This window comes from Leifsonia sp. KNZ12-8B (assembly GCF_056755495.1).
On sequence record NZ_JBPGXM010000246.1, the window covers coordinates 1 to 1,388 of the forward strand.

The window sequence follows — 1,388 nt, forward strand, 5'->3', positions numbered from 1 at the left end:
AGATGTGTATAAGAGACAGACGCAGGGCGCCGAGGTGTTCGGCGGCGTCGGCGGGTTCGCCGGGCTGTTCGACGTGTCGAGCCTCAAGGACTTCCGCCGCCCGCTGCTCGCGACCTCCACCGACGGCGTCGGCACCAAGGTGGCCATCGCCCAGGCGCTCGACAAGCACGACACCATCGGGCAGGACCTCGTCGGCATGGTCGTCGACGACATCGTCGTCGTCGGCGCGCGCCCGCTGTTCATGACGGACTACATCGCCTGCGGCAAGGTCGTGCCCGAGCGGATCGCCGCGATCGTCGCCGGCATCGCCCGCGCCTGCGAGGAGACCGGCACCGCCCTCGTCGGCGGCGAGACCGCCGAGCACCCCGGCCTCCTCGGGCCCGACGACTACGACGTGGCGGGCGCCGCCGTCGGTGCGGTGGAGGCCGACCGACTTCTCGGCGCCGATCGCGTCCGCGACGGCGACGTCGTTCTGGCGCTCGCCTCCTCCGGCATCCACTCCAACGGCTTCTCGCTCGTGCGGCACATCCTCGCCCAGCGCGGCATCGCCTTCACCGACCGGCTGGACGACTTCGGCGGCGTCGTCGGCGAGGCGCTGCTGGAGCCGACGCGCCTCTACACGTCGCCGTTGCTCCGCGTGCTGCAGGATGCGGCACTCGGCGACGCGGTCCACTCGCTCAGCCACGTGACCGGCGGCGGCATCGCGGCCAACCTTGCGCGCGTCCTCCCGGTCGGTTCGTGGGTGGAGGTCGACCGCAGCACGTGGTCGCCGACTCCGGTCTTTCGCGTGCTCAGCGACCTGGCGGGCAGCACGCTGGAGTCGGCAGAGGGCACCTGGAACCTCGGCATCGGGATGTTCGCCGTCGTCGCCCCGGACGCGGCGGAGGCCGTGGCCTCGGCGATCACGGCCGACGGCATCCCGACCTGGGCGGTCGGCACCGTGTCGATGGCCCGGCGCGATCTGACCGGTTTCGAGCAGGGCGCGAAGGGCGTGGACGGCGGCGCGGTCCGCCTCGTCGGCGACTACGCGGCCTGACCGACCCCGTGCGCGGTTCCGCGCTCGTGCTCCGTTCCGCGTTCGTGCCCGGTCCCGCGTTCGTACCCTGTTCCGCGCTCGTGCCCTGTTCTGGTCGGAGCGGACGCGGCCCGGACCTCGCTAGAGTGGCGGCGTGAGCCGCTCGTCCCTCCGCCTCCGCGTGGTGTGCGGCGTGGGCGTCGCGGCCGTATCGCTGCTGCTGGCCGCTGGGCCGGCGCTCGCGAGCGGTCCGGCGCAGGCAAGTGGTCCGGCGCAGGCAACCGGCCTGGCCGTCGCCGGCGGGCCGCTGCCCGGCGACCCGCCCGCTGCAGACGCACCCACGATTACGCCTCCCGCCACCACGCCTCCCGCC

The 1,388-nt window shown here is 73.7% G+C and carries 2 protein-coding genes; both read left to right on the forward strand.

Annotation, left to right across the window (positions count from 1 at the left end; genetic code table 11):
* Nucleotides 1-4: 4 nt before the first annotated feature.
* A complete protein-coding gene (purM, locus tag ACR9ZG_RS18850) occupies nucleotides 5-1,036 on the forward strand; it encodes a phosphoribosylformylglycinamidine cyclo-ligase (RefSeq protein WP_481286376.1) in 1,032 nt (343 codons plus the stop codon).
* Nucleotides 1,037-1,169: 133 nt separating this feature from the next.
* Nucleotides 1,170-1,388, forward strand: a 219-nt coding sequence (locus ACR9ZG_RS18855) for a hypothetical protein (protein WP_481286375.1), incomplete at its 3' end; no start/stop codon positions are given.